This is a genomic window from Pseudomonas sp. MDT1-17, assembly GCF_054898105.1.
On the sequence record NZ_JBUBVM010000001.1, the window covers coordinates 5,566,720 to 5,587,390 of the forward strand.

Here is a 20,671-nt window from a genome sequence, read left to right on the forward strand (position 1 = left end):
CCTTCTCAGCCAGATCAGAAGTTCACGCCGAAGCTCAGCGCCAGGAAATCGCGGTCTTCCAGGACGTTGTAGTCACCCCCGAAGAAGTCGGTGTAACTCAGGCTCGCGGTATAGGTATTGCGGTAGTCGGCATCGACGCCGACGCTGACCGCCTTGGCGCCTTCGTTGAACAGCCCGTTGGGGCCGTAGCCGGCGACGTCGTGGGACCAGGACAGGTTGGGCTTGAGGTTGATCCCGGCGATGACGTTGTTGTAGTCGAGGATCGCTCGGGCACGGTAGCCCCAGGAGGTCGAGGTGACAAAACCGTCGGTATCGCCGCCAAAACCGTATTGGCCATAGACCGAGTCACGGCCGTAACGCAGTTTGGTTCGCGACTCCAGACCACCGACTCGCACCACCGCCGCCTCGCCGACCAGGGTCAGCCGTTGGGCACCCAGCACTTGGTCGACGAAGTGCGTCAGGGTGCTCTGGATCTGGGTCACTTCCTTGCGGCGGTAGCCTTTGTTGTCAGCACCTGGCGTGGTAGCGATAGGCGATACCGCGCCGCCTGCGATCGGGTTGAGCAACGCCAGGGTCAGGTCGTTGGTGCTGACTTGCACTGGAGCGTTGGGGCGATAGCTGATCTCGCCGGTCCACGCCGTGCCGGTGGGCAAGGTGGTGGAAAAGCTCGCGCCGTAGAGACGAATGTCTTCCGGGTACTCAAGGTAATACTGGCCGCGACCGAGCATCACGCTTTGGGCCAGTGCCGACCCGGTGCCGGGCGCAATTCTGTTGGCGGTGCCGACGATGGCCGGGATCCGTGCCAGCGTTGTCAGGCCGGCAGTGGTGGTGCCGACCGTCGGGGTACGGCTGTGATAGTTCATGAAGTACAGACCGTACTCGGTGTCGTCCCCGAGCCAGCGCAATGCCGTCCCCCACTGCCCGGAGTCGCGGGCATCGCGGTCACCACCGCGCGGGACGATCACGCCTTCCCTGCTGACCTCGAAGCCTTGGCCAAACGCTGCAGCGATCGGTTGCAACGGTGCGATCGCCGGGCTGGCAACGGTGTAGTTCTTGTTGCAGCCGTCGGCCGCCACATCGACGCCGAAGAAGGTGCCGCAGTTATCGAGAACGGTCTGATCCCACTCCAGTTGATAGAAACCTTCCACCGAGAGTTGGCCGGTCAGGCTTTGAGAGGCGAACAGCATGTTCACCGGAATCAGGCCTTCCTTGATTTCGGCGCCAGGACGGCGGAACGCTGAAACGTCGATCGGGTTGATGCTGTTGATCGAGTTGCCGATGAAGGTACTTTCACCCCAGCTGACCACCTGCTTGCCAGCGCGCACAGTGCCCGGCAGATCGGCGATGGAATAGTTGTGATAGACGAAGGCGTCGAGCAGCTGCGCACCGGAGGACTTGGCGCCTTCTTTACGACCGCTGTCACTGATCGGTTTGAACTCGCGGTCCTCGTCCTTGAGTTCGAAGTCGTACCAGTACTTGCCACGCACGAACACCCCGGTGTCGCCGTACTTCAGTTCGAGGTCGTGAATGCCCTTGAAGATCTTGGAGAAGGTTTCGCCCTTCTTGAAGTTCAGCCGCCCGTCATCCCCGGTCGAAGACTGGCCGGTCCCGCCATTGACGACGCCCACCAGGGATTTGTCGGCATCGCGCATGCCCCAGCTCGCGCCGATGGACAGCGAAGAGTCAAATGTCCCCTCGATTTCGCCAATGTTGAATGAAACAGCCTGCGCCTGGGCACAGCAACCCAAGGCAACCGCAGCGGCCAGCGCTTGCGGCGTGAAGATGGCGCGCATTGTTGTTTTTGTCATGCGTCTTCCCCGGTGAGTGACAGAAGGCCACACCCTACTGCCGCACGCTGGGAGCGATAAGCGCACCAAGGAGGTATTCTCGGTGTACCTCTAAAGGATGAATGGCCGCATGGCGCGGGGTTTTGCGCAGAGTATGGATCGGCTGGATGGAGGGTTATCAGTCAGATGCATAGGGCACTGTGAACGTACACCTGTAATTGGATGGACTCGCCCAAGCCGAGGCGTCAATGCGCCACGGTGGCAGTCTAAACAGCCAACGACAGCGAGGGCGAGTCCATGAAAAATCATAGTTCGATTGATCAATCCCTGTCTTCTTCCGATTTGTCGGCCTGCACAACCTTGGCGGTCGATCTGGCCAAGCAGGTCTTTCAGGTCGCCGGTGAAGATGTCCTCGGCCAGGTGCGCTATGAGCAGCGGATCAAGTCGCGTGAGGCGTTTTATGAGTTTCTCCAACAGTTACCGCCTCATGTCGTGGTTTTGATGGAAACCGGTCCGGGCGCTCAAGCCTGGGCCCGGCAGCTGCAAGACCAAGGCAATCTGGCGCGCATTCTTCCAGCCGGTTTGGTGGCCACACACCGCAGCGGGCCTAAAAATGATCGCAACGATGCGCTGGCGATTCTGCGGGCTGGTCGCGATGAAAAAATCTGCGCAGTACCGGTCAAAAGCGTTGCGGCGCTGGCAATGCAGGCGCTGCATCGCGCCCGTCAGGGCTATGTGCGTCGACGCACGGCGGTAAGTAATCAGATGCGCGGCCTGCTGCTCGAGCACGGCGTGGCCTTGGCGCAGGGCGATGTTGCGATCAGCCAGAAAATTCCGCGGGTACTGGAAGATGCTACCCAGCCGGTGCCTGGCCTGCTGCGTGAACTGATCGACGAACTGTTGGCCGAGTGGCGCCATTTGGGCGAGCGCATCAGCGTGCTGACGGGACGCCTGGAAGTGGCCGCCAACGCCGACATGACGGCGAAGCGACTGATGACTGTGCGCGGCATCGGCCCAGTCACTGCCACGGCACTGGTGGCCAAGGAAACCAAGCCTGAGCGATTTCCCAATGCCCGCAAGTTTGCCGCGTACTTTGGCATGGTGCCTGACCAGCACAGCAGCGGGCAGACGGTCCGGCTGGGGGACATGACCAAGCGAGGCGATGTTTATTTACGCAGCCTGATGATCCAGGGAGCCCATGCGGTGCTGCAACAACTACGACCTGATTCCCAGCAACCCGATGACCGCCGCTTGTTGCGCTGGATGAGCCGGCTGGGTCGTAAGGAGGCTGCGATCAGGCTAGCCAACCGCAACCTGCGAATCGTCTGGGTGCTTCTACAGAATGACCAGACTTATCGTCGCCACGCTGGTGATGGCCAGCAAGCGACGATGAGCCACTGAGCGACAGAGTTCTGCCACCGAGGTACTGACTGTCCGACCCTTTGCTGAAGAAAATTGACCCCAGGTAAGACCGGCGTGGATTGATGCCTTAGCTGCTACTGGCCTTCGAGGCCTGACTGTAATCGGCATACCACGAGCTTTTCCAATTTTGGCCAGAAGCCGAAGACGGCTTCCACGAATAGGCCTGATACATAGATGCAACGGGGCGACGGTTTTTTCAAAAGCGGGTAGACAGTGGGGGCGAGTCCATACATAGCAGCTGCCGAAGGCTGCGTTCGGCTGCGAAGCAGTCGTTAAATCAGCCACCTCGATATTTCAGGATGATCGTGCATGCAGGTTTTACGACTGCTGCGCAGCCGAACGCAGCCTTCGGCAGCTGCTACAAAGAGGTGATCTCCCACGGAGGAACAGAACTGTTGCTGAGACTGCAACAGTTCATGTCAGGAATTGCTATTTTTCCTTTGGGCTCAAACGCTTATTCTTGCCGGGCTTTCACGGCAAACGGCCTGGAAGCACGAAGCAATGGCAAGTGATCCGTCTACGCCATTGGCGACAGATTTCAGATGAATTGAAGACTTTCGACTCATCACCCCCGTGTTCACTGACGTTGATTTATAGCTCCTGATCAATCGTCTTACTTTGGCCGCTGCTTTTGCAGCGGCCTTTTTTATGAGTACGTTTTCTGATCTTCCACTACACAGCCGGAAACTTCTCCAGTTCGGTCAATGCACTGACCGGCCCGAATGTCAGCGCCCACTATCTGGTTCCCGACATCACCGACCCGAGCTACTTGAAAGCAGGTTATACCGGGCAGGAAATCTTCAATCTCGTGGACGAAACCAAGCGAGCGTGGCATGCGGGCGTCAGTCACTGGGGCAACCGAAGTAGTCTGAACGACACGTCTATCGGCGTAGAAATCGTCAACCTTGCAACGTTTAGCCAAGGGGTTTTCAACTTTCCGCCGTATCAGCCAGAACAAATTGCCGCCATTGAAGAGCTGGCAATGAACATCCTTGAACGCTACCCGGATATCACCCCGACCCAGGTTCTAAGCCACTCGGATATTGCGGTTGGCCGCAAGAGTGACCCAGGGCCGAAATTTCCCTGGCATACCCTTTACTTGAAAGGCGTCGGTGCCTGGTTCGACGAGACCACCCGAGACACCTATCTGCAGCACTCCAACGAGACCGGCATTCCAGCCCGAACTGAGTTGCTCAAACTGCTCAAGACTTACGGGTATGACGTTTCCGGCGCGTCAACCGAACAAGGCTTCACACCCTTGTTCGGGCATTTCAGCTGCACTTTCGTCCGGAAAACTACGACGGGATCATGGATGCGCAAACGGCAGCGAGTCTGGCGGCATTGGTTCACAAGTATTTTCCTTGATAGCCGCTGCAAACCAGACGTCAGGTCCGAAGGTTAAGCACCAGCAAGGTCAAGAACGGTGACCTTGCTGATTTCCATTAAAGCGAATACTTCTGCAAATTCGCCATCATTTCCTTCAACGCTTCAATATTGTCCTTCGGATGCGCCGCCCCTTCGAAATCACAAATCTGCTCCCAATGCGCCGCCACATCCTCCGGCGAGAAACCAACCCGCGGATCGAACCCGGCACCCAGGCTTCGTTCCCAGCGCACCTTGCCCATCCAGCCGCCACCGACTTCAAACAGCCCAGAGGTTTCCTGGCAGTTCTCGCTGGCGAGGTACACCACCAGCGGGCTGACCAGTTCCGGTTTGAGTTGTTCAAAGACCTGCGGCGGGATCAGGCCTTCGGTCATACGGGTGCCGCCGGTGGGGGCGATGGCGTTGACCAGGATGTTGTTCTTGCGGCCTTCGATGGCCAGTGTGCGGGTCAGGCCGTAGAGGCCGAGTTTGGCCATACCGTAGTTGGACTGGCCGAAGTTGCCGTAAATGCCCGAGGTCGAAGCGGTGAAGATGATGCGGCCGTAGTTTTGCTCGCGCAGGTGCGGCCAGGCGGCACGGGTGACTTTGTAGGCGCCTTCGACGTGGACGCGGTAAACCAGGTCCCAGTCGCCGTCTTCCATTTTGTGGAAGGTTTTGTCCCGCAGGATCCCGGCGTTGTTGACCACCACATCGACACGGCCAAAGGTGTCGAGGGCGTTCTGAACGATTTTGTCGCCGTCGGTGACGGAGTCATGGTTGGCCTCGGCGATGCCGCCTGCCTCGCGAATTTCGGCCACCACCCGGTCTGCCGAGGATGCGTTTGCGCCTTCGCCCTGAGCCGAGCCGCCGAGATCGTTGACCAGCACTTTGGCGCCCTGTTTGGCGAACAGCAGCGCGTGCGCCCGGCCCAGGCCGCCGCCTGCCCCCGTGATGATCACCACTTTATCTTCGAAGCGTACAGACTCATTCATTGGGGGGACTCCAGCAGGCCAGGGGACAATGAGTCCGAGTGTCAGGCACGGCGATGCGGGTCACAATGAACTGGGGTGAGGCTGAATGGTGCGCAATAAGGCAGGGGGATAATCAGGAGCAGGCGACCTTGCGCGGCGGCAAAACCAGCTGATCACGAAACTCCAGATAGTGCTTGAGCACCTGCCCCGGCGCCTCGGTCTGAGGGTAGTGGCCAATGCCGGGCAACAAGACCGTGTCCGGATTCGGGATCAGTTCCCGATAGCGCTTGACCATGTGCGCGCCGGAGATCGGATCGACTTCACCATCGATCACCCGCAACGGCACTTCACCACGCTGCATGGCGGCGACCCAACGCTCGCGCTGGGCACGCCGCTCAGGGATGTAAGCGATCAATTTGTGCATGATCCGTGGCCCGTGATTGCTCTCGATCAGGCTCCAGAAATCATCCATTTCGCTCTCGGTCGGACGGCTCTGCGGACCGAAGATCTGCCGAAAACTCTTCACCAGACCGTCACGGGAGAAGGCTCGCCCGATCATCCAGCCCAAGGGGCTGAGCAGGAGTTTTTGCATCAGTATCGGGCGATGGGTTTCGGGGAAGAGGCCGCCATTGAGGAACACACAACTGGCGATATGAATGCGCGTTTCGTAATGCCGGGCCAACAGTTCCTGGGCCACGCTATCACCATAATCGTGAGCCAATAGGTGCACCGGCTGCTCGACGTTCACGTGTGCCAGCAAGGCCTGCTGCAGATCGGCCTGTTCCAGCAGGCGGTATTCGTGGTCCACCGGTTTGGCGGAATCACCGAAGCCGAGCATGTCGCAGGCAATCACCCGATAACGCTGAGTCAGCGGCTGCCACAGGAAATGCCAGTCCCAACTGGCGGTGGGGAAGCCATGAATGAGCAACAGTGGCTCACCCTGCCCCGCTGTCCAGTAACGGATGGCCTGGCCACGGAATATGAACGTCTGGCCGCGTTTGCGCCAAACACACAGGGGGATCTCGGCGAGAGGCATTAGAGTTTATACCCCGGGTCTTGTTTATCGAGTTTGCGCAGCAGCGCTGGCCAGGCCAGTGCGCCGCCCATCCCTTGAGCGCTTTTGGTGACGCCAGCGATCATCGCCTTGGCGCCTGCCAGAATCTGCGGTTCGATGGCGATCAGTTCGGCGCCACCGTTCTGCGCCAGCACCTGGATATCGCAGGCACGCTGGAAGGTAAACATCATCAGGAACGTGTCGGCGATGGTAGCGCCACAGGTCAACAGACCATGGTTGTGCAGCATCAGGAAATTGTTTTCGCCGAGGTCGGCTTGCAGTCGCGCCTTCTCTTCATGGTTTAGCGCAACACCTTCGTAGGCGTGATAAGCCAGGCTGAACAGGACAAACAACGACTGTTGACTGATCGGCAAAATGCCTTGTTTCTGCGCCGATACCGCGACACCCGCTGCGGTATGCGTGTGCAGCACGCAGACAACATCGTGACGAACCTCGTGCACCGCGCTGTGGATGGTGTAACCCGCCGGGTTGATCTCGTAAGGGCTGTCCATCAGCTTGTTGCCGGCCTGATCGACCTTGACCAGGCTCGACGCGGTGATCTCGTGGAACATCAACCCGAACGGATTGATCAGAAAGTTTTCGGTATTGGGCACCTTGGCCGAGATGTGGGTGAAAATCAGATCATCCCAACCATGCAGGGCGACCAGACGATAGCAGGCAGCGAGGTCGACGCGGGTCTGCCATTCGGCGGCGCTGACCTGATCTTTGACACTGTGTGGTGATTGGACGGGCGCTACGTTCACGGCAAGGAACCTCTAATTTTTATTCTTGGGGTTTCTATTGTTTACCGACGTTACAGCAGTCTAGTCACGCCCCGGGAATCGTGTAGTTGCATTGGCAGCCAGCTTGATGGCCTAGCGAGTCAGTCCGCCAACGAAGCTGGATTTACGTCAAAGTACTGCCGCCAACAACGGTGCGGCGAACAGGTTCAGCAGCCCCGTCAGAACCATGACTAACCCCGCCACCGAGCCCTCCTCACCGCCCACTTCATGCGCTCGACTGACCCCCCAAAGCGAACGCCAGCAGCAACAGCACCATGCCGATGACACCACCGAGAATCGGACACGGACATCTGGCAGCCGAGCAGATAGATAGCCAGCAGCACGGCCCATTCAGTCGCCAGTCGAGCCAAGCTTTTTATTACTTGAGGGCGGTAGCCTGAACGACGCTCGTGGCCGCCGCGCAAGCCCGGCTCGCTTTGCTGAGCGAGCGGCCGGTTAGCCCCGCAGAGCGCTGACCAGCTCCGCCAGCCAAGGCTCGGCGTCGGTTTCCGGCGTCACGCTTTCACTGGCGTCCAGGCGCAGCATGGGCAGGACTTCACGTAGGCCCAGTTCGCCGAACAATTCGCGCATCTGCTCACCGCCGCCGCAGAAGGTGTCGCCATAGCTCGCATCGCCGAGGCCGATTACCGCGCCCGGCAAGCCACGCCAGGCAGCCGGCAACTGGTCGCGAATTGCGAAATACAACGGCTGCAGGTTGTCCGGCAACTCGCCCATGCCGGTGGTCGAGGTCACCGCCAGGAAGGCTTCAGGGCCAAAGGCCTGAACATCAGCGAGGCTCGCACGCGGGTTGTGCCAGGCTTCAAAACCCGCGGCTTTCAAAATATTAGCAGCGTGGCGGGCGACTTCTTCAGCCGTGCCGTACACCGAGCCGGAAAGGATGGCGACTTTCATCAATCTGATCCTGAAGCTGAGTAAAAAGACGGGGGATATTAACAGCCGTGGCAAAAAAGCTGCGATTGACTCTCAATTAACGCCGATGGTCAGTAGACAGTGCTCAGTGTTCTTTTAAAATGCATCCACAATCAAATTGGAAGGGATTTTCCGATGATTAACGCCCAACTGCTGCAAATGGTCATCAACGCTTCCAACGACGGCATCGTGATCGCCGAAAAGGAAGGCGAGCAGGACAACATCCTGATTTACGTCAACCCGGCATTCGAACGCCTGACGGGTTATACCAGCGAAGAAATCCTCTACCAGGATTGCCGTTTTCTTCAGTCCGGAGACCGCGACCAGGACGCTCTGCCGTTGATTCGCGAGGCGTTGAGCAGTGGCGGTTCCTGCCGGGAAATTCTTCGCAATTACCGTAAGGACGGTACGCCGTTCTGGAACGAGCTGTCCCTTTCGACGGTGAAGAACCCGAACGATGGGCAGACTTATTTTGTCGGTGTGCAGAAAGATGTCACCATTCAGGTCAAGGCGCAGCAGCGAGTCGCGCAGCTTGAGGCGCAGTTGGCTGAGGTCCAGGCCGAGCTTTCCGCACTAAAAGCGACGAACGGTGAAAACAAAACAACGAATTGATTGTCATTAACTACAATCACCGATGACTTTGTAACTAATTCTGTCGAGCAAATCATGCAACGCGACACACTCCTGACCCAGGATGAGCTGGATTTTATCCAGACCATGCAACACAACCCGCAACTCAATATGCGGGATGCGACGTCGAGCCTGCTCGTCAACGGTGGTTCACAAATCCGTGATTTGCTCACGCGCCTTGCCGCTCATGAGCAAGTCACCATCCAGGCCAACTTCGAAAATCAGCAAATGACCTTCCCGCTGCACCTGGTGGAAGACGAGTTTCACGCGATGCATTTACGCCTCGGCGTCCCCAGCATCTATGAAGACGGACCGATGGTCCGGCCCTGGCGCCTGGTACTCGAAGAACCGGTTGCGCTGGAGAATGCCAGTGGCCAACCCGGTACGATGTGGGTGCACGAAGTGTCGTTCAAAGGGGTTTTGGTGGAAGTTCGCAACAAGACCAAACCGCCAAAACATTTCGCCTTGTGGTTCAGCCCGTCCGGCTATGAGCGAATTGCGTTACGCGGCTCCTTCGAGAAAGAAACCGAGAACGGCTTCTATGCCTATCAGTTGAGTCAGGATGATAAGGACGAAACCGAGCGTCTGCGCCAATACATCCTTCAGCAGCATCGGCTGACGCATCCGGCCATGCATCTCTGATTCAAGTATCCAGGTTGCCTGTCAGGAACTGTTTCAGACGCTGACGCATGACCACTCCCTCGTTACCCAGACATCCAATCGACGATCCAGTCAGGTGCTCCTGCACCAGATCGGACGCATCCCCCGCCAGCATCAACTGACAATCCAGGCTCAAGGCCAGGCGCTTCAAACGCCGTGGCAACTCGAGCGCAGGCACTTGATTGGAAAACAGCACCAACGCCTGGGGTTTGACTCTCTCGCAGACCAAGGTCAATTCATCGAATGGCTGACCGATCGCCAGCACTTGAATGGCCGAATCGACACTGCTCAGAAACAGCGCGGTTACCAGCAGTTCGAGTTCACGACACTGATCGTTCAGGGCGCAGACAATCACCCGTCGCGGCTGCATGACACGCACCAGTAGCAGGCGCTGCAACACTCGAGAACGCAGAAAACCATCCAGGAAAAGCCACTCGCTGGTCTGGCCGAATGCTTCATGGCGCTGCAGCAATTGCTTCCAGAGTGGAAGCAAAATGTCCTGAAACACGACAGCCAGAGGGTAACTGGAAAAGATCTGTCCATAGACCTGCTCCAATTGAACCTCGTCAAAGGCACTGACCACCGCCTGAACTTGTTGCTGCCATTGCGTGTAGTCAGCGTGCACGAGTTCATTCGGGATGATGTGCGACAGCGTTTGAAGCGGAGCAATCCTGGCCAGTATCTTGCCGACTTTACTGACAGCAACGCCGCGTTCGATCCAGCCAAGGATGCTGCGGACCCGATCGATATCGGTCATCGAGTACAGGCGGTGCCCACTTTCGGTGCGCGCGGGCTGTATTAGCCCATAGCGGCGTTCCCATGCGCGTAGCGTGACCGGGTTGACCCCGGTAAGGCGCGCCACTTCGCGAATCGGAAACAGTTCTTCCTGTTTGAGAGGAAGACTGGACTGCAATACAGGGACGGTGTCAGTCAGGACAGGCATTTTAAACTCTATGTCCATGTATAAAATTGGATCCCATTCTAACGCTCCTGCCCCCTTATCATTCAAGACGTTAATGGCGACGAATGTCACTGACTCATCAGGCAGAATCAGGAATAATCCTTGCTTGTCCCGAGACGCAGCCCACCACCCCGGCGCTGCGCCTGGCGAAACTCCTATCCGGAGCGACGCGATTGTCATACGGAGATACACAATGTCTACCTCACCCGTCACGCTGATGGTTGCGCGCCGCGTCGCCGATGGGCGCTATCAAGACCTGATCGCCTGGTTGCGCGAGGGCGAACAGCTGGCCACTGACTTCCAAGGCTATCTCGGCTCTGGCGTGCTCGCTCCGCCACCCGACGACGACGAATTCCAGATTATCTTCCGCTTCGCCGACGAGCAGACCCTGCACGCCTGGGAACATTCTGTGTCGCGCACCGCTTGGCTCGGCCGCGGCAGCGACTTGTTCGCCCATCCAACGGAACATCGTGTCAGCGGCATCGAAGGCTGGTTCGGAGCGGCCGGCCAGCGCCCACCACGCTGGAAACAGGCTGTGGCAATCTGGTTGGCATTCTTTCCGGTTTCCCTGCTGTTCAACTTTGTCCTGGGGCCGTTGCTGGCGGAAACGAGCCTGCTGAGTCGTGTATTCATCAGCACGTTGTGCCTGACCCCGCTGATGGTCTACTTCTTCATTCCGCTGTCGACCCGCCTGCTGGCCAGCTGGCTGAGCACCACGCCGCAACGGCCGCTGCCCGCCGAGCCTTCAACGCAGAATCGCTAAGCCTTCCACACAATAGGTGTACGCCTCCCGTCGCTGGTATAGTTTTGCTCTTACCGCGACGCGAGCCGTTCATGACTTCTTCCGTAGCCCCAATCCTCATCACCGGTGCCGGCCAACGTGTTGGCCTGCACTGCGCGCAGCGTTTGCTCGAGGATGGCCAGCCGGTGATCTTCAGCTACCGCAGTGAACGCCCCGGCGTGCAAATCCTGCGCGACCTGGGGGCGACCGCGGTGTTTGCAGACTTCTCGACTGAAGCGGGGATCTTCGCGTTCATCAGCGAACTGAAAAACCACACCGACAGCCTCCGGGCGATTGTCCATAACGCCTCCGAATGGCTGACCGAAACCCCGGACACCGACGCCACCGCCTTCACCCGCATGTTCAACGTACACATGCTGGCGCCTTACCTGATCAACCTGCACTGTGCCGACTTGCTGCAACGCTCAAGCCCCGCCGACATCGTGCACATCGGCGACGACGTGACCCGCAAGGGCAGCAGCAAGCACATCGGCTACTGCGCCAGCAAAGCCGGGCTCGACAGCCTCACCTTGTCCTTCGCCGCGAAATACGCGCCGACAATCAAGGTCAACGGGATCGCGCCAGCCCTGCTAATGTTCAATCCCGACGACGACGCGGCGTACCGCGCCAAGGCACTGGCCAAGTCCGCGCTGGGTATCGAACCCGGCAGCGAAGTGATCTACCAGAGCTTGCGCTATTTGCTCGACAACCCTTATGTCACCGGCACGACCCTGACCGTCAATGGCGGACGGCACATCAAATAAGCGGCCCCGCGAGGATGTTCCATGACGTTATCCCTGCCCCAGAACTCCCTGACCCAGAGCTACCGCGAGATCCTCATCGGCCTCGGTGAAAACCCCGACCGCGAGGGCCTGCAAGACACCCCGGCCCGCGCGGCAAAAGCCATGCAGTACCTCTGCCATGGTTACGAGCAAAGCGTCGAAGAGATCGTCAACGGCGCGCTGTTCGCTTCTGACAACGATGAAATGATCATCGTCGACAACATCGAGCTGTACTCGCTCTGCGAACATCACATGCTGCCCTTCATCGGCAAGGCGCATGTGGCTTATATTCCAACGGGCAAGGTGCTGGGCCTGTCGAAGATTGCGCGACTGGTGGACATGTTCGCCCGTCGCCTGCAAATCCAGGAAAACCTCACCCGGCAAATCGCCGACGCGGTGCTGCACGTGACCGGCGCGGCGGGCGTCGCGGTGGTCATCGAAGCCAAGCACATGTGCATGATGATGCGCGGCGTCGAGAAACAGAATTCAACCATGAACACCTCGGTGATGCTCGGCGCCTTCCGCGAGTCGAGCAACACCCGCCAGGAATTCCTGCAATTGATTGGACGGAGCAAGTAGCAATGCCACAATTTCAACCAGGAACGGCACGCATCCGGGTCAAGGACCTGTGCCTGCGGACCTTCATCGGCATCAACGAGGATGAAATCCTCAACAAGCAGGATGTGCTGATCAACCTGACCATCCTGTATGCCGCTCAAGAAGCGGTGCGTGACAACGATATCGATCACGCGCTGAATTACCGCACCATCACCAAGGCAATCATCGCCCACGTGGAAGGCAATCGGTTCGCCCTGCTTGAGCGCCTGACCCAGGAAATTCTCGATCTGGTCATGGCCAACGAATCGGTGCTGTACGCCGAGGTCGAAGTCGACAAACCACACGCCCTGCGATTTGCCGAGTCGGTGTCGATCACCCTGGCGGCGAGCCGCTAAGCGCGTCTGGCGCATTGTTCGCCAGGCTTTTATCATTCGCGCCACGATTTGATTGCACAGAGCCCCGCCATGAACGATCAACAACGCCTGGAACTCGAAGCCGCCGCCTTTCGCCGACTGGTCGCCCACCTGGACAGCCGCAAGGATGTGCAGAACATCGACCTGATGAACCTCTCCGGTTTCTGCCGCAACTGCTTGTCCAAGTGGTACAAGGCCGCCGCTGACGAACGCCAGATCGAGGTCAGCCTCGATGACGCCCGCGAAGTGGTTTACGGCATGCCGTACGCCGAGTGGAAAGCCCAATACCAGCAAGAAGCCAGCGCCGAACAACAAGCGGCGTTCGCCAAAGGAAAACCCAATGCTTGATTTGAACACCCTGCGCACCCGCCTCAAGAGCGGCGAACACGTTTTTGCCGACACCCTGTCCTTCATCGCCGCCGGCTACGACTACCAGCCCCAAGCCTTTAACAATGGCGGTGTGGAGAACGCAGCCGGGCAGAACGAAGGCTCGTGCAAGACCTTGGGTCTGGCGCTGCTGGAAGGCTTGAGCGATGAAGAAGCGTTGTTGGCGTTCGGCGAGCATTACCGTTCGGTGGTGGCGACGCCTGAAGGCAGCGATCACGGCAATATCCGCGCGTTGATTGCGCATGGATTGGCCGGTGTGAAGTTCACTCAACAGCCGCTGACTCGTCGCTGATTCAAAATCAAAAGATCTTCCAGCGCACATCCCGACTTTTAAGATTGACCCGGCGACTTTATTTCGTTTGCCGGGCACCGCTGCTCACGGCTTAGATAAAAAGAAGCATCCCTTCTTCTGAGTCAGGTATCCATGAGCAGCGAAAACATCAGCCAGTCGATCAACGTCGTTCATCCCGTCACGCTTAGCCACGGCAAAAATGCCGAGGTCTGGGACACCGATGGCAAACGCTACATCGACTTCGTCGGTGGCATCGGCGTACTGAACCTCGGCCATTGCCATCCACGCATCGTCGAGGCCATTCGCGAACAAGCCACGCGCCTGACCCACTACGCGTTCAACGCCGCCCCGCATGCGCCCTACATCGAACTGATGAATCGCCTGACGGCGTTTATTCCGGTGGATTACCCGGTCAGCGGCATGCTCACCAACAGTGGTGCGGAAGCGGCGGAAAATGCCCTGAAGATCGTTCGTGGCGCGACCGGTCGCACAGCCGTCATCGCCTTCGACGGGGCCTTCCACGGCCGCACGCTCGCCACGCTCAACCTAAACGGCAAAGTCGCGCCTTACAAACAGAAAGTCGGCGTGCTGCCGGGGCCAGTGTTCCATTTGCCGTACCCAAGCAAAGACAACGGTGTGACCTGCGCCGAGGCCCTGAACGCCATGGAGCGACTGTTCAGCGTCGAGATCGACGTCGACGACGTCGCCTGTTTTATCGTCGAACCGGTGCAGGGTGAAGCCGGCTTCCTGGCGATGGACGTGGAGTTCGCCCAGGCGCTGCGACGCTTCTGCGATGAGAAGGGCATTGTGCTGATCGTCGACGAAATCCAGTCCGGCTTCGGCCGCACCGGCCAGCGCTTTGCGTTCTCGCGACTGGGCATTGAGCCGGACCTGATCCTGCTGGGCAAAAGCATTGCCGGCGGCGTGCCGCTGGGTGCGGTTGTCGGGCGTAAGGCGCTGCTCGACACCTTGCCAAAGGGCGGGCTGGGCGGCACCTATTCAGGCAATCCCATCGCCTGCGCCGCAGCGTTGGCGACCCTGGACGAAATGACTGACGCGCACCTGCAAGCCTGGGGCGCACAACAGGAAGAGGCGATTGTCAGCCGCTACGAATCCTGGCGCACCAGTGAGCTGTCGCCCTATCTGGGCCGCTTGACCGGCGTGGGCGCAATGCGGGGCATCGAGTCGATCAATGCCGACGGCACACCTGCCTCAGCGCAGTTGACGCAGCTTCTGGCGTTGGCACGCGACGCAGGTTTGCTGCTGATGCCCAGCGGCAAAGCGCGCCACATCATTCGGCTGTTGGCGCCGTTGACCACCGAGGCGGCGGTGCTGGAGGAAGGGCTAGACATTCTTGAAGCATGCCTCGCGAAGCTTTCCTGAAAAGCAAACTACGATCAGGGACTGACATAGCGAATTATGTTCGCTTGTAGTCCCTGATTTTGCGTCGCAATACTGACCAAATACCCCTTTACCAAGCGAGATCACAACTACCTACAAGCCTGAGGCATTCATGTATCACGACAATATAATTTATAAAAAAAAGTCCAATGATCCTCAATTCCTGCTTGGCGTAGCCGTGGTGCTGTTTCTCGGCTCCTACCTGATGAACCTGGGTAACAGCGCCCTCAGTCATTTCCTGCATCCGCTGCTGGGCAACGCCCCAGACAGCCTGACCGCTCGCAATATCGCCATCGGCCTGGCGATTGCCGCACTGGGCACGCTGAACTTTCACGTCCTCGGACGGCTGAAGTTCAAGGTGCAGACCACCGTGGTCTGGATCGAACTGCTGATCCTGTTCCTGGCGTTCTTCGACACCTTCGACCTTTCCTACAGCTTCATCCTCGACAAAATCGGTTTCCTGATCATCCAGGGCGCCGCGACCACGCTGTACATCTCCGCCGTGGCGATCGTGATTGCCTTCGTGCTGGCGTTGATCGGTGCCGTGGCCAAGCTGTCGAACAACGGCCTGGCCAATGCCATCGCCTCGTTCTACACCTCGTTCTTTCGCGGTGTTCCGCTGCTGATCCAGATCTACCTGATTTACCTCGGGCTGCCGCAACTGGGTTATGTGGTGGACGCGGTGCCCGCCGGCATCCTCGCGTTATCCCTGTGTTACGGCGCTTACATGACCGAGATTTTCCGTGCGGGCATCCAGAGCATTCCGGTGGGCCAGTGGGAAGCTTCACGAGCCCTGGGCATCAGCCCGTTCAAGACCCTGAGCCGGGTGATCATGCCGCAAGCCTTACGGGTGATCATCCCGCCCACCGGCAACCAGTTCATCGCCATGCTCAAGGACAGTTCGCTGGTGTCGGTGATCGGCGTCTGGGAATTGATGTACCTGGCCAAGACCCAGGGTCGTGCGGACTTCCGCCACCTGGAAATGCTGATCACCGCCGCGATGATTTACTGGGCCCTGTCGTTCATCCTCGAACGGGTGCAGGCGCGGATCGAAAAACGGGTCAATCGATCCATCGCAAGGGGCTGATGCGTGATGACTACGGCAGAACGAATCGACCTGGCACCTGTTGCGCAGGCCAGCCCCTCGATGATTTCCATCATCGGTTTGAACAAGTGGTACGGCGATTTTCACGCCTTGCGCGATGTCGATCTGAACGTTACCACGGGCGAAATTCTGGTGGTGTGCGGACCGTCGGGCTCAGGAAAATCGACGATGATTCGCTGCATCAATCACCTGGAAAACTTCCAGAAAGGCCACATCCAGGTCAACGGCATCACCCTCACCAGCGAGGCAGAAAGTGTCAGCGCCGTGCGCCGGGAAATCGGCATGGTGTTCCAGAGCTTCAACCTGTTCCCGCATTTGAGCGTGATGGACAACCTGACCCTGGCGCCGCAACTGGTGCAAGGCGTGTCGAGCGCCGAGGCGAAAAAACGCGCTCAGGTTTACCTGGAACGAGTGCGCATTGCCGAGCATGCACACAAGTACCCGTCGCAACTCTCCGGTGGCCAGCAGCAACGCGTGGCGATTGCCCGGGCGCTGTGCATGAACCCCAAAGTAATGCTGTTCGACGAACCCACTTCAGCCCTCGATCCGGAAATGGTCCACGAAGTACTGGACGTGATGGGCGAGTTGGCCACCGACGGCATGACCATGATTTGCGTGACCCACGAGATGGGTTTTGCCAGCAAGGTCGCCGACCGCGTGCTGTTCATGGACCAGGGCCAGGTGATCGAACAAGCCACCCCTGCCGAGTTTTTCAACAACCCGCAAACCGAACGCGCACAGAAATTCCTGTCACAGATCATTGGTCACTGAGTACCGCTTTGCCCCTTCATAACAATAACGATAAGTGGAGATGGACATGGTCAGCAAAAAACACGTAATCGCAGCCGCAATGTCGCTGGTGTTCGTCGGCGCCGCCAACGCCGGTGCCGTCCTGGATAAAATCAAGAGCAGCAAAACAATGACCGTCGCCACGTCGGCGACCTGGCCACCCCAGGGTTTTATCAACGACAAGAATGAAATCGACGGGTTTGATATCGACGTTTCCAAGGAGATCGCCAAGCGTCTCGGCGTCGAGGTCAAATTCATCACCCCCGATTGGGACGTGATCACTGCGGGCAAATGGAACGGGCGCTGGGACATGTCCGTGGGCTCGATGACCGCCACCAAAAGTCGCGCGCGAATCCTCGATTTCCCCGCGACCTATTACTACGTGCCCTACGTGTTTGCGGTTCACAACAAATCCACGGTAACCGACCACAAGACCCTCAATGGCAAGACCATCGGCGTCGAAGGCGGCACCACGTCCGAGGACTATTTCAGCCAGGCGCTGGCCATTGAAACCACTGACGTGCCACCCGTCGTGTATGACGTAAAGACCAAAAAAATGAAGACCTACTCCGGTTCCGTCGGACCGCTGGACGACCTGCGTCTGGGCGACGGCGCACGGCTCGACGCAATCCTCACTCAACGCAGCACACTGGATGCGGCCGTCAAGAAAGGTTACCCGCTGCGCGCCGTCGACAATGCCGTGGCGTTCTACGAACCGCTGGCCATTGCCACCGACAAGGGTGACCCGGAGCTGAGCGCCAAACTCAGTGAGATCGTTGGCGCGATGCACAAGGACGGCACGCTGACCAAGCTGTCGGACAAGTGGTACGGCGTCGACTACTCGACCATCAAGTAAACGCTGCCCTCCCTGTGGGAGCGAGCCTGCTCGCGAAAGCGGTGTGCCAGTCAATATTGATGTCGACTGATCCTCCGCATTCGCGAGCAGGCTCGCTCCCACAAAAGCTAACTCTTCAAGGATCGAGTATGTCCTACCCAGCCACCTGGTATTCCCAAACCTCGCTGCCTCGCGCGGCCAGGTCCGAATTGAGCAACGATGAAACCTGCGACGTTTGCATCATCGGCGCAGGCATCGCGGGTCTTACCGCCGCGCTGGAACTGACCCGGCGCGGCAAACGCGTGATCATCCTCGAAGCCCAGCACGTCGCCTGGGGCGCGTCCGGTCGCAATGGCGGCGTGGTCTCGCCGGGCTGGGCTGAAGGGTCGGGGGCGATCCGCAAAAAACTTGGACTGGAACAGGCCAGGGCGCTCTTTCAAATGTCGGTCGAGGGCGTGGAAATTGTCCGCCGCAACATCGCCGAACTGGCACTGACTGGCTGCGATCCATCCGCCGGTACGATTCAGGTCAAGCGTTACGACGACAGTGCTGGTGTGAAAATCCACATCGACACGATGCGCCGCGACTTCGGCTATGAGCTCAACTTCCTCGACACCCCTCAGGTCCGCGAACGGGCTCACACCCTGCGCTATTTCCAGGGCATCGAGGATCCGAAGGCGCTGCACTTTCACCCGCTGAATTATTGCCTGGGGCTGGCCCTCGCCATCGAAGCCGCGGGAGGCCGGATTTTCGAACAATCAAAAATGCTGGCCCGGCGGCGCGACGGCGCCGACAAAATTGTCCAGACCGCCAATGGCACCGTGTGCTGCAAGGACCTGGTGTTCTGCGCCGGCGGTTACGGAGGTCCGGAGCTGCAAAAACTCAGCCGCGCCTACCTGCCCATCGCCACCTATGTGGTGTTGACCGAGCATTTGGGCGACTCGATCAAAAACGTCCTCGACTCCGGCGCCGCGTTCTCCGACGACCGCCGCGCCTCGGACTATTACCGCGTGGTCGAAGGCGACCGCCTGCTCTGGGGCGGACGCATCACCACTCGCAACGAACAGAACGAGAAAGCCCTGGCGACGATGCTCAAGGCGGATATGGTCTCGGTCTATCCGCAACTGGCCCCGGTCAACATCGAACTCGCCTGGTCCGGCCTGATGGGTTACTCCACCAACAAAATGCCCAACCTTGGACTGCTGGAACCGGGCGTCTGGGCTTGCACCTCGTTTGGTGGTCACGGTTTGAATACCGGCTCGATTGGCGGCAGGGTCATCGCTGAAGCGGTGTGCGGGGAAAGTGCGCGGTATCAGCTGTTCAAACCGTACCTGCTGGACTGGAATGGCGGGCCGTTCGGACGCGTTGCCGCCAATGCGATCTATCAATCGCTGAAGCTCATGGATTTTGTCCAGGAACGGATTCGCGGCTGATCGCAATCGACTTCGGCCAATGCAAAAACCTGTGGGAGCGAGCTTGCTCGCGATAGCGGTGTATCAGTCGACATCAATGTTGAATGATAAATGGCTATCGCGAGCAAGCTCGCTCCCACAGGTTTTTTGATCGACCACCAAATCGTGAGTACAAAAAAACCGGCCGAGGCCGGTTTTTTCATTGCCATGCAATCAGAACGAAGCGTTCTGCAGGTCGTCGAGGTAACGCTCGGCGTCCAATGCCGCCATGCAGCCAGCGCCGGCCGAGGTGATGGCCTGACGGTAAACGTGGTCAGCCACGTCACCGGCGGCGAAGATGCCTTCGAGGCTGGTGGCAGTGGCGTTGCCGTCACGGCCGCCCTGCACCACCAGGTAGCCGTCTTTCAACGTCAGCTGACCTTCGAACAACGAGGTGTTCGGGGTGTGGCCGATGGCGATGAACACGCCGTCGACTGTCAGCTCGTCGAAGCTGCCGTCGTTGTTCTTCAGGCGGGCACCGGTCACGCCCATCTTGTCGCCCAACACTTCGTCCAGGGTCGAGTTCAGCTTCAAGACGATCTTGCCTTCGGCAACCCGGGCATTGAGCTTGTCGATCAGGATCTTCTCGGCGCGGAAAGTTTCGCGACGGTGGATCAGGGTCACGGTGCTGGCGATGTTGGCCAGGTACAGCGCTTCTTCAACAGCGGTGTTACCGCCACCGACCACAGCCACTGGCTTGTTGCGGTAGAAGAAGCCGTCGCAGGTTGCGCAGGCCGAAACGCCTTTGCCCATGAACGCTTCTTCCGACGGCAGGCCCAGGTAACGAGCGCTGGCGCCGGTGGCGATGATCAGTGCGTCGCAGGTGTAAGTCGCGCTGTCGCCGGTCAGGGTGTAAGGCTTGGCAGCGAAGTCGACGGCATTGATGTGATCGAAGACGATCTCGGTTTCAAAGCGCTCGGCGTGCTCTTTCATGCGTTCCATCAATGCCGGGCCGGTCAGGCCGTGGACGTCGCCCGGCCAGTTGTCGACTTCGGTGGTGGTGGTCAGTTGACCGCCGGCTTGCATGCCGGTGATCAGCAGTGGCTTGAGGTTGGCACGGGCGGCGTAGACCGCGGCGCTGTAACCGGCAGGGCCGGAACCGAGAATAATCACTCGCGAATGACGGACTTCAGACATGACCTGCTCCTGTTGACCGGCCCGAAACTTCTGGCGCGGAACGCCGGGTTGCCGGCGGGAATAAAAAAGGACCGTTGAAAGCACTTGGGGAAGGCTTGAGTTCGACAGTCCTGTAAAAAGATTGGGTGCAGCGTATCGAGGGGGCGAAGATTAAGGAAATACGGTTTAACAATCCAGCTCA

22 protein-coding genes and 2 pseudogenes are annotated in these 20,671 nt (G+C 58.8%); 16 read left to right on the forward strand and 8 right to left on the reverse strand.

All coding sequences use genetic code 11. The features are described from left to right. Nucleotides 1-14 precede the first annotated feature (14 nt). Nucleotides 15-1,808, reverse strand: a complete 1,794-nt coding sequence (locus ACYZTX_RS25730; RefSeq protein WP_462036404.1) for a DUF1302 domain-containing protein — start codon at nt 1,806-1,808, stop codon at nt 15-17. A gap of 321 nt (nt 1,809-2,129) precedes the next feature. On the opposite strand from ACYZTX_RS25730, the gene ACYZTX_RS25735 reads away from it, so the two are divergent. The 3 genes and pseudogenes from ACYZTX_RS25735 to ACYZTX_RS25745 all read left to right on the forward strand — a co-directional run bounded on the left by ACYZTX_RS25735 (nt 2,130) and on the right by ACYZTX_RS25745 (nt 4,574). Then, nucleotides 2,130-3,188, forward strand: a complete 1,059-nt coding sequence (locus ACYZTX_RS25735; protein WP_461972970.1) for an IS110 family RNA-guided transposase — start codon at nt 2,130-2,132, stop codon at nt 3,186-3,188. Nucleotides 3,189-3,508: 320 nt separating this feature from the next. Continuing rightward, the gene (locus tag ACYZTX_RS25740; protein ID WP_462036405.1) at nt 3,509-3,721 is read left to right on the forward strand and encodes a hypothetical protein; all 213 of its coding nucleotides are present in this window, start codon (nt 3,509-3,511) and stop codon (nt 3,719-3,721) included. A 149-nt stretch (nt 3,722-3,870) separates the two neighbouring features. Further along, nucleotides 3,871-4,574: pseudogene (locus ACYZTX_RS25745) on the forward strand (N-acetylmuramoyl-L-alanine amidase). A gap of 77 nt (nt 4,575-4,651) precedes the next feature. Here ACYZTX_RS25745 and ACYZTX_RS25750 read toward each other — a convergent pair. The 5 genes and pseudogenes from ACYZTX_RS25750 to ACYZTX_RS25770 all read right to left on the reverse strand — a co-directional run bounded on the left by ACYZTX_RS25750 (nt 4,652) and on the right by ACYZTX_RS25770 (nt 8,290). After that, nucleotides 4,652-5,563 (reverse strand): SDR family oxidoreductase, encoded by a 912-nt coding sequence (locus tag ACYZTX_RS25750; protein WP_462036406.1) that lies wholly within the window; start codon nt 5,561-5,563, stop codon nt 4,652-4,654. A gap of 112 nt (nt 5,564-5,675) precedes the next feature. Next, a complete protein-coding gene (locus ACYZTX_RS25755; protein WP_462036407.1) occupies nt 5,676-6,578 on the reverse strand; it encodes an alpha/beta fold hydrolase in 903 nt (300 codons plus the stop codon). Next, nucleotides 6,578-7,360 (reverse strand): class II aldolase/adducin family protein, encoded by a 783-nt coding sequence (locus ACYZTX_RS25760; protein ID WP_462036408.1) that lies wholly within the window; start codon nt 7,358-7,360, stop codon nt 6,578-6,580. The genes ACYZTX_RS25755 and ACYZTX_RS25760 overlap by 1 nt, the downstream gene beginning before the upstream one ends. Before the next feature lie 147 nt (nt 7,361-7,507). After that, nucleotides 7,508-7,624, reverse strand: a pseudogene (locus ACYZTX_RS25765) (LrgB family protein); the annotation flags it as partial. A gap of 210 nt (nt 7,625-7,834) precedes the next feature. Then, complete coding sequence (locus ACYZTX_RS25770; protein WP_462036409.1) at nt 7,835-8,290, reverse strand: flavodoxin; 456 nt, start codon at nt 8,288-8,290, stop codon at nt 7,835-7,837. A gap of 153 nt (nt 8,291-8,443) precedes the next feature. Here ACYZTX_RS25770 and ACYZTX_RS25775 point away from each other — a divergent pair, with 153 nt between their 5' ends. Next, nucleotides 8,444-8,920: a PAS domain-containing protein gene (locus ACYZTX_RS25775; protein WP_462036410.1), complete on the forward strand. Its 477-nt coding sequence runs from the start codon at nt 8,444-8,446 to the stop codon at nt 8,918-8,920. A gap of 54 nt (nt 8,921-8,974) precedes the next feature. Continuing rightward, a complete protein-coding gene (locus tag ACYZTX_RS25780) occupies nt 8,975-9,580 on the forward strand; it encodes a hypothetical protein (protein WP_462036411.1) in 606 nt (201 codons plus the stop codon). A gap of 1 nt (nt 9,581) precedes the next feature. Here ACYZTX_RS25780 and ACYZTX_RS25785 read toward each other — a convergent pair whose 3' ends face one another. Next, nucleotides 9,582-10,541, reverse strand: a complete 960-nt coding sequence (locus ACYZTX_RS25785; protein ID WP_462036413.1) for a MerR family transcriptional regulator — start codon at nt 10,539-10,541, stop codon at nt 9,582-9,584. 211 nt (nt 10,542-10,752) lie between these two features. On the opposite strand from ACYZTX_RS25785, the gene ACYZTX_RS25790 reads away from it, so the two are divergent. From ACYZTX_RS25790 to ACYZTX_RS25840, 11 genes are all read left to right on the forward strand, one after another. After that, the gene (locus ACYZTX_RS25790) at nt 10,753-11,322 is read left to right on the forward strand and encodes an antibiotic biosynthesis monooxygenase (RefSeq protein WP_462036414.1); all 570 of its coding nucleotides are present in this window, start codon (nt 10,753-10,755) and stop codon (nt 11,320-11,322) included. 71 nt (nt 11,323-11,393) lie between these two features. Further along, entirely contained in the window at nt 11,394-12,104 is a 711-nt protein-coding gene (folM, locus tag ACYZTX_RS25795) for a dihydromonapterin reductase (protein WP_462036415.1), read from the forward strand. Nucleotides 12,105-12,125: 21 nt separating this feature from the next. Next, nucleotides 12,126-12,701 carry a GTP cyclohydrolase I FolE gene (gene folE / locus ACYZTX_RS25800; protein WP_462036416.1) on the forward strand — a complete coding sequence of 192 codons (576 nt, stop codon included), beginning with the start codon at nt 12,126-12,128 and terminating at the stop codon, nt 12,699-12,701. A 2-nt stretch (nt 12,702-12,703) separates the two neighbouring features. Next, nucleotides 12,704-13,075, forward strand: a complete 372-nt coding sequence (gene folX / locus ACYZTX_RS25805) for a dihydroneopterin triphosphate 2'-epimerase (protein WP_462036417.1) — start codon at nt 12,704-12,706, stop codon at nt 13,073-13,075. A gap of 69 nt (nt 13,076-13,144) precedes the next feature. Next, nucleotides 13,145-13,441: a DUF1244 domain-containing protein gene (locus tag ACYZTX_RS25810; protein WP_462036418.1), complete on the forward strand. Its 297-nt coding sequence runs from the start codon at nt 13,145-13,147 to the stop codon at nt 13,439-13,441. Continuing rightward, nucleotides 13,434-13,772 carry a HopJ type III effector protein gene (locus ACYZTX_RS25815; protein ID WP_462036419.1) on the forward strand — a complete coding sequence of 113 codons (339 nt, stop codon included), beginning with the start codon at nt 13,434-13,436 and terminating at the stop codon, nt 13,770-13,772. Before ACYZTX_RS25810 ends, ACYZTX_RS25815 begins: the two co-directional genes overlap by 8 nt. 132 nt (nt 13,773-13,904) lie before the next feature. After that, complete coding sequence (locus ACYZTX_RS25820; RefSeq protein ID WP_462036420.1) at nt 13,905-15,155, forward strand: 2-aminoadipate transaminase; 1,251 nt, start codon at nt 13,905-13,907, stop codon at nt 15,153-15,155. A 130-nt stretch (nt 15,156-15,285) separates the two neighbouring features. Beyond that, the gene (locus tag ACYZTX_RS25825) at nt 15,286-16,260 is read left to right on the forward strand and encodes an amino acid ABC transporter permease (protein ID WP_149630575.1); all 975 of its coding nucleotides are present in this window, start codon (nt 15,286-15,288) and stop codon (nt 16,258-16,260) included. A gap of 60 nt (nt 16,261-16,320) precedes the next feature. Then, nucleotides 16,321-17,049 carry an amino acid ABC transporter ATP-binding protein gene (locus tag ACYZTX_RS25830; protein ID WP_462037109.1) on the forward strand — a complete coding sequence of 243 codons (729 nt, stop codon included), beginning with the start codon at nt 16,321-16,323 and terminating at the stop codon, nt 17,047-17,049. Between the two features lie 46 nt (nt 17,050-17,095). Further along, entirely contained in the window at nt 17,096-17,923 is an 828-nt protein-coding gene (locus tag ACYZTX_RS25835) for a transporter substrate-binding domain-containing protein (protein WP_462036421.1), read from the forward strand. A gap of 128 nt (nt 17,924-18,051) precedes the next feature. After that, nucleotides 18,052-19,335: an NAD(P)/FAD-dependent oxidoreductase gene (locus tag ACYZTX_RS25840; protein WP_462036422.1), complete on the forward strand. Its 1,284-nt coding sequence runs from the start codon at nt 18,052-18,054 to the stop codon at nt 19,333-19,335. 192 nt (nt 19,336-19,527) lie between these two features. Here the strand turns inward: ACYZTX_RS25840 and trxB are convergent, their stop codons facing one another. Beyond that, the gene (gene trxB / locus ACYZTX_RS25845) at nt 19,528-20,490 is read right to left on the reverse strand and encodes a thioredoxin-disulfide reductase (RefSeq protein ID WP_462036423.1); all 963 of its coding nucleotides are present in this window, start codon (nt 20,488-20,490) and stop codon (nt 19,528-19,530) included. Nucleotides 20,491-20,671 lie beyond the last annotated feature (181 nt).